Below are 6,234 nucleotides of genomic sequence, written 5' to 3'. Positions count from 1 at the left end.
AATAGCTTCAGTATCGTGATAAGGGGGTTGATAAAGCTTGTCAAGTAGTTTTTTTCGTTTCTATTGCTAAAAAATCTGAATTCAGCCTACCTTAAGCTAGCAATGGGCCATCAGGTATATTACCAATTACATTGACCTGATTTAATACCTTATTAGTGAGGTAAAAATAGTTTTTTATAAATTCCTTATATATGGCTGTCAATTTGTGTATATCGTCAACTGACACGCATTCATTTACCTGATGTACAGTTTTGTTTATCATACCAAATTCAATCACTGGGCAAACGTCTTTGATAAATGCAGCGTCAGATGTTCCGCCACTTGTGTTCAGTACAGCATCGATATTGGTAACTTTACTTATTGCATCAAGCATAATATCAGTATTCCTATCGGGAGTAGAGAGAAAAGCGCCCCTGCTGCTATGTATAGAGAGTTTATAATTGTTTGCTAAACTGGAGCATATTTCATCAATCAACTTATATAAACCGTCAGGTGTTTGCATATTGTTGTATCGAATATTGAAATTTGCAGTTATTGAATCAGGTATTAGATTGTCGGTATCATTTCCAACATCAATAGTAGTAATCTCGCAGTTTGAAGGCTGAAAATATCTATCACCATGATCAAAAGTAGTATTTTTTACCTTATCTAATATCGACATCATCTTATATACTGGATTATCCGCCAAGTCTGGGAAGGCAACGTGCCCTTGCCTTCCGTAGCAAGTCAATTTGAATGTTGCGGATCCTCTTCTGCCTATTTTTATAGTATCACCTAGTCTCTCACTACTGGTTGGCTCAGCAACTATGCAATAATCCATCTTTTTTTGCTTACTTCCCATCCATTCTAAAACTGCCTTCGTTCCATATTCTTCCATGCTCTCTTCAGCGCTGGTAATCAATGCACTTATTGAACCATCGAATTGAAACTTTTCCTCAATTAAATTTACCATGGCAGTAATGAATGCGGCTACTCCGCTTTTCATGTCAGCTGTTCCTCTTCCATATAACATTCCGTCCCTAACTTCTGGCTTAAACGGATCAGACTGCCAATCCTTCAATTGACCTGGTGGTACAACATCAACATGACCAGCAAAACATAAGTTCGGTGCCCCATTTATGTATTTTGCATAAAGATTTTTAACTCTAGTTTCACTATTACCAAACTCTAAAATCCTGCAGTCAAAACCACTTTTCTTGAAAATTGCTGCTATATGCTCTATTGCTCTATCGTCACTCGGTGTTATACTCTTAAAAGAAATCAATTTCTTAGTTAGTTCTACAGGGTCAATCTTCATATCAATCTTGAAATACTGATATTACTATATTGTAGACATCTTATGCACTATTTAAAACAAATATTACACCAAGCCAAGCAAACTCTTATAAGGGAAGTAATAGTAGATCATCACCTCGCTGACAATATCTATGAAATATGCACACAACACGGAAATAATATTTTCTTAGTTGCAGACAAGAATACGGTAGAGCTTTTGAATAAAAACGTACTTAATAAAATTCCTCACTTAATTATTCCAGCTTCACTTGTCATTCCAGCCCATGACACTGGAATCTATGATGGATTCCAGTGTTACGCTACTTGGATGACACCAGATAGACCGGAAAGTGTTGCTTCTCTCGAAATCGTCAATCTAGTTAGAAACAAGGCAAAAGATAGCGACTTAATAGTTGCACTTGGTAGCGGTACTGTTAATGATATTTGTAAGTATGCAAGTTACCTCGAGAAAAAAGATTACATATCACTCCCAACAGCAGCTTCTATGAACGGCTATACTTCTGCAAACGCTTCAATATTAGTAGATGGACATAAAAAATCATTCGCAACACATCTCCCCAAGGCAGTATACATCGATATCGATATAATCGCTGACGCACCACTGCGTCTTACATTAAGCGGATTTGCGGATTTTATCTGTCGTTCAACAGTAAAGGCCGATTGGCTACTATCTCATCTTCTACTTGGCACAGAATATAACGAACTACCTTTCACACTTGTTCGCGATCTGGAGGAAATTTTGCTCAGAGAGCACCTAGCGCTTGCAAAAAGAAGTAAAAAAGTGGTCTTATTACTTATGGAAGCCTTACTAATCTCAGGACTTGGAATGGTAATATCAAAAAGCAGCTATTCTGCAAGCCAAGGAGAGCATATGATAGCTCATGCAATTGAAATGGTAACAAAAGATTATTCTTCATTACATGGCGAAAAAATTGCTGTTACAACGCTCACCATGGCTAATTTGCAGGAAAAGATATTATCAACACAAGATCCTACCATTAAACCAACCACTTTAGATGTAAAGCGTGTGACTGAGTGCTTTGGTAATACCGAATTCACAAACATTCTAGAGCAGAAAAAAATTCTGCAGCAAAAAATTAGAGGAATCATTCATAAAGAATGGAGTAATATTTCCAGCTTAATTAAGCAAAATTTGTTACCTGCAAGACACCTACAGAAAATATTTGAAGATTTGTCAATTCCACACTTACCAGAGCATCTAGGTTGGAGTAAAGAGCAATACTACAAAGTGGTCAGCCTTGCATTTGCAACAAGAGACAGATTCACCTTTCTTGACTTGGCTCACTGTATAGAAGAAAGTGAAGTTTTGTAGCTAGAGCAATCAGAAAATTATTGGCACTTTATTCCCTGGTAATCGCTCCATTTTACTTTCCAGCTCCAGTTCTAAAATAGCCATTAAAGCCAGATTTGTGAACATTTCACTTGCTCAGATAGCTCACTATGTCAATGGGTACAGAGTTGATATGACTCACTATGACGGGCTTTGCTTGTTGCAATTTTTCCTGTTTTACATTTTCCTGGTTAACGTGCTCAACATCAAATAGGCTCTTTCGCCTAGGAGGTAAACTGAACCTAATACTCTCTATTATATCATCAGCGGATTCGATAAGTTTAGCACCGTTCTTAATTAAATAATTACTACCACTAGAGCGTAAATCTAAAGAGAAAGCAGAAACTACAAATACCTCTCTTCCTTGATACAAAGCAAAATTTGCTGTTATTAAAGAACCGGAACTTTTCGATGTTTCAACCACTGTCATACCTGGTGATAAACCAGATGTAATTCGATTCCTTTGAGAAAAATACTGAGGCTTTGGTTTAGTTGCAAATGGAAACTCAGTAATTACTAGCTCACCATCTTCAGTGATTTTCTTGTAATAGATCAGAATCTTCTCTTGGGTACACTACATCAATTCCACTCGCTGTAACAGCAATGATAGGGTGATTTTTGTATATTACACTGTTCGCTGCAGTGTCAACCCCCCTTGCAATCCCAGGAATAACAATGAACTTCTCTTCACTCAAATCAAGTGCCAGCTTACTGGCAAAATTTCTTCCACTGACTGAAGAGTTGGACCACCGATTATTGCAATTTATTTCACGACTTAATGACGACATATCACCAAGTGCAGTTATTACGGAAAGACAACCCGGTATACTTCTTAAAATGTCAAAGTAATCTGGATCACATGCAGGTATGATTTCAGCTCCAATTTTCTTTGCATTACTGATCTCTTCTCGTACATCTTGAATGCTATGAGCCCATCGAGATATTTTAACGCTTCATCCAGTGACCCACACGCTCTTATCACACTAAAAAACTTTGTTGGTCATAAAGCTCTAGCTAGGCTTAACCATATCTCTAATTCTTCATTGCTCAATTTACTTATCTGCATAAATGGCTTGAATTTCTTATTAACTTAGTGTACCCAAGATAATATAAATACAGTGTTTTATGACGCACTTTGTTACAGATAAATGCATAAAATGTAAATATACAGATTGTGTAGAAGTGTGTCCTGTTGACTGCTTCTATGAAGGCAAAAATATGCTCGTGATTAATCCAGATGAATGTATTGATTGCGGAGTATGCATACCTGAATGTCCAGTAGATGCAATTGTAACTGACGATTCTGTAAAGGACATTTTAGAATTAGATGCAGAGTTACTGAGCAATGAACAAAAAACTCTCAAATCATTTTACAACATAAATGTAGAGTACTCGCAAAAGTGGCCAAACATCACAGCTAAAAAACAAACTCTGGATGAAGCAGAAGAGTATAAAGACAAAAAGGACAAAGCAGTTTATTTTGGTGAAAATCTAGAATAACGCTACTGAAGGAAAAAGAAATCCTTACGGTTATTGTTTTTGGCTGCTGATGGTGATTGTACTTGTTTATATTTTTAATGTTATTAGATACCAAGCTGATACTAATTCGTTAAAATGCAGTAGAACGGAGATTTGTCAAATCATCGTTAAATCTAAATTACTTTAGCTATGGCAGTAGGTTTTTATTGAAGGTAAGAGCATCTTTTATGTATGCTATATAGTAAAACAATAGAGTGCTCATGGTTCCAACTATAGCAATTTTGAGTGGTGGATTCTCTCGTGAAAGAGAAATATCGCTGATGAGCGGAAAAGCGGTAAAAAAAGCGCTCGACAACCTTTCATATAATACAATAGAAGTAGATGTTGACAACAACATTGTTGAAAAGCTTAAAAAAATTGATCCTGATCTCGCTTTTGTTGCTCTGCATGGACCTTGTGGTGAAGATGGCTGTGTTCAGGGTTTATTGGAAATTTTAGGTATAAAGTATACACACTCAGGAGTTATGGCTTCGGCTATTGCTATGGATAAAGCAATGTCCAAACATATATTCCAGTCGCTTGGTATTGACATCCCAAAAGGTTACATAATTAGTCGAGAAGATGTACTAAAAAACAACATTAAAATTGATTGTCCATACGTCTTAAAACCGACCAATGAAGGCTCAAGCATTGGAGTACACATAATTTTCTCGTATGATGATTACTTAAAATTAAAAAGCATGTTTTGCGTCATTCCAGCGCGTGACGCTGGGATTCAGGAAAAAGAAAAATGGATGCCAGTGTCAAACACTGGGACAATAAAAGACTATTCAAGAAACTTGATGATCATAGAAGAGTATATACCTGGTGTAGAGTTACAAACTGCTGTATTGCTAGATGAGGCAATTGGCACTATGGAAATAAGGCCGAAAAATAAATTCTATGATTATGAGGCAAAATATACAGATGGGCTTGCAGAGCATATATCTCCTACTGAAATTCCTGACGATATATATAAAATGACCTTGGAATATGCATTGAAAGTTCATCGGTTTTTAGGATGTAAAACTATCTCTCGTTCAGATTTTCGTTATAACCCTAAGGATAACACTCTAAAAATGCTTGAGATCAATACACATCCCGGCTTTACTAAGTTATCGTTAGTGCCAGAAATTGCAAAATTGACAAAAGGAATTGATTTTAATGAATTAGTTAAAATTATCGTTGAAGATAGTTTTCAACATAAAAGTATTAGAGATCAAATAAATGCTGAGCAATGTTACTAGAGGCCAAAGAAGTTTTTTACGTAAGTGTGCTTTAGTTATTATAATAGTACTCTTTCTTACGCTAGTACTCTATAGCTCATTTGGTAAAATCACAAGCAGATTTAGTTATTACCTCACTTGGTGTAATGATCGCTTATCTGGTTTATTACTCAGCAGTGGATTTTCAATCGATGAAGTAGTTATAACTGGCAATAAATTCACAAACGAAAAGGACATTCTAGGTTTGGTAGATAAAACGCAACCAATTATATATGTATCACTTTCAAGACTTGCTAATAGCATACAGTACGTAAGCAAATGTACAAAACACGTAAGAATTTATAGAACTTTGCCCAACACCTTACATGTTAACATAGATGAGCATAAACCGTTTGCTCTCTGGAAAGATGGCAACAGGACTTCAGTAATCGATTCCGAGGGTAAAGTGATTACAAATAACTATCCGATAGATAATCTTGTTGTAATCACAGGACAAAACTCGTTATCGAACCTAAAATTTATTAAAGACATACTAGAAAGCAAAACTCAATTGAGTGATTACATTTCTTCTTGTGTTTATGTAAGAAATAGAAGATGGAACATCATACTTGATAACGTCTCCACAGTAAAGCTGCCTGAAGATAATCCTAATAGCGCATGGGATTATTTAAACCACTTGCAAAACACAACTGATTTTACTTTTAGTGATTGGAGCATAATTGATATGCGCATTATCGATAAAATCTTTGTAAAGAGGTGATCTGCTGTCGTCTAAGCGGACAACAGTGGAAAAGCTACCCAATAGAAACGAAAGAAACTACTTAAAGATTTCTCCAGTTTCCT

Annotated in this window: 7 protein-coding genes; 4 read left to right on the top strand and 3 right to left on the bottom strand. The window is 36.0% G+C overall.

The window, feature by feature from the left end:
• Positions 1 to 91 precede the first annotated feature (91 nt).
• On the bottom strand, positions 92 to 1,297 hold the full coding sequence (gene dapE / locus IHO13_RS04105) for a succinyl-diaminopimelate desuccinylase (RefSeq protein ID WP_225538399.1): 1,206 nt from the start codon (positions 1,295 to 1,297) through the stop codon (positions 92 to 94).
• 42 nt (positions 1,298 to 1,339) lie between these two features.
• Here dapE and IHO13_RS04100 point away from each other — a divergent pair, with 42 nt between their 5' ends.
• Positions 1,340 to 2,629 (top strand): iron-containing alcohol dehydrogenase, encoded by a 1,290-nt coding sequence (locus tag IHO13_RS04100; RefSeq protein WP_225538398.1) that lies wholly within the window; start codon positions 1,340 to 1,342, stop codon positions 2,627 to 2,629.
• A 106-nt stretch (positions 2,630 to 2,735) separates the two neighbouring features.
• On the opposite strand, the gene IHO13_RS05990 is transcribed toward IHO13_RS04100, so the two are convergent.
• Positions 2,736 to 3,161: a DNA-processing protein DprA gene (locus tag IHO13_RS05990; protein ID WP_410543371.1), complete on the bottom strand. Its 426-nt coding sequence runs from the start codon at positions 3,159 to 3,161 to the stop codon at positions 2,736 to 2,738.
• A 16-nt stretch (positions 3,162 to 3,177) separates the two neighbouring features.
• Positions 3,178 to 3,486 (bottom strand): DNA-processing protein DprA, encoded by a 309-nt coding sequence (locus IHO13_RS05985; RefSeq protein WP_410543370.1) that lies wholly within the window; start codon positions 3,484 to 3,486, stop codon positions 3,178 to 3,180.
• Between the two features lie 286 nt (positions 3,487 to 3,772).
• Here IHO13_RS05985 and IHO13_RS04090 point away from each other — a divergent pair, with 286 nt between their 5' ends.
• From IHO13_RS04090 to IHO13_RS04080, 3 genes are all read left to right on the top strand, one after another.
• Positions 3,773 to 4,147: a ferredoxin family protein gene (locus IHO13_RS04090; RefSeq protein WP_225538397.1), complete on the top strand. Its 375-nt coding sequence runs from the start codon at positions 3,773 to 3,775 to the stop codon at positions 4,145 to 4,147.
• 233 nt (positions 4,148 to 4,380) lie between these two features.
• Entirely contained in the window at positions 4,381 to 5,412 is a 1,032-nt protein-coding gene (locus IHO13_RS04085) for a D-alanine--D-alanine ligase (RefSeq protein ID WP_225538396.1), read from the top strand.
• Positions 5,393 to 6,151 carry a cell division protein FtsQ/DivIB gene (locus IHO13_RS04080; protein ID WP_225538395.1) on the top strand — a complete coding sequence of 253 codons (759 nt, stop codon included), beginning with the start codon at positions 5,393 to 5,395 and terminating at the stop codon, positions 6,149 to 6,151. Before IHO13_RS04085 ends, IHO13_RS04080 begins: the two co-directional genes overlap by 20 nt.
• Positions 6,152 to 6,234: the final 83 nt, after the last annotated feature.

It is taken from the genome of Wolbachia endosymbiont of Mansonella perstans (assembly GCF_020278605.1).
Lineage (GTDB): Bacteria > Pseudomonadota > Alphaproteobacteria > Rickettsiales > Anaplasmataceae > Wolbachia.
Note: the sequence above shows the minus strand (reverse complement) of the source record. Positions and strands in the feature narration are given on the sequence as shown.

Bases quoted from the DNA above. Each gene is read 5' to 3' on its own strand.
- dapE (WP_225538399.1), bottom strand. From the start codon at position 1,297: ATGAAGATTGACCCTGTAGAACTAACTAAGAAATTGATTTCTTTTAAG.
- IHO13_RS04100 (WP_225538398.1), top strand. From the start codon at position 1,340: ATGCACTATTTAAAACAAATATTACACCAAGCCAAGCAAACTCTTATA.
- IHO13_RS04090 (WP_225538397.1), top strand. From the start codon at position 3,773: ATGACGCACTTTGTTACAGATAAATGCATAAAATGTAAATATACAGAT.
- IHO13_RS04080 (WP_225538395.1), top strand. From the start codon at position 5,393: ATGCTGAGCAATGTTACTAGAGGCCAAAGAAGTTTTTTACGTAAGTGT.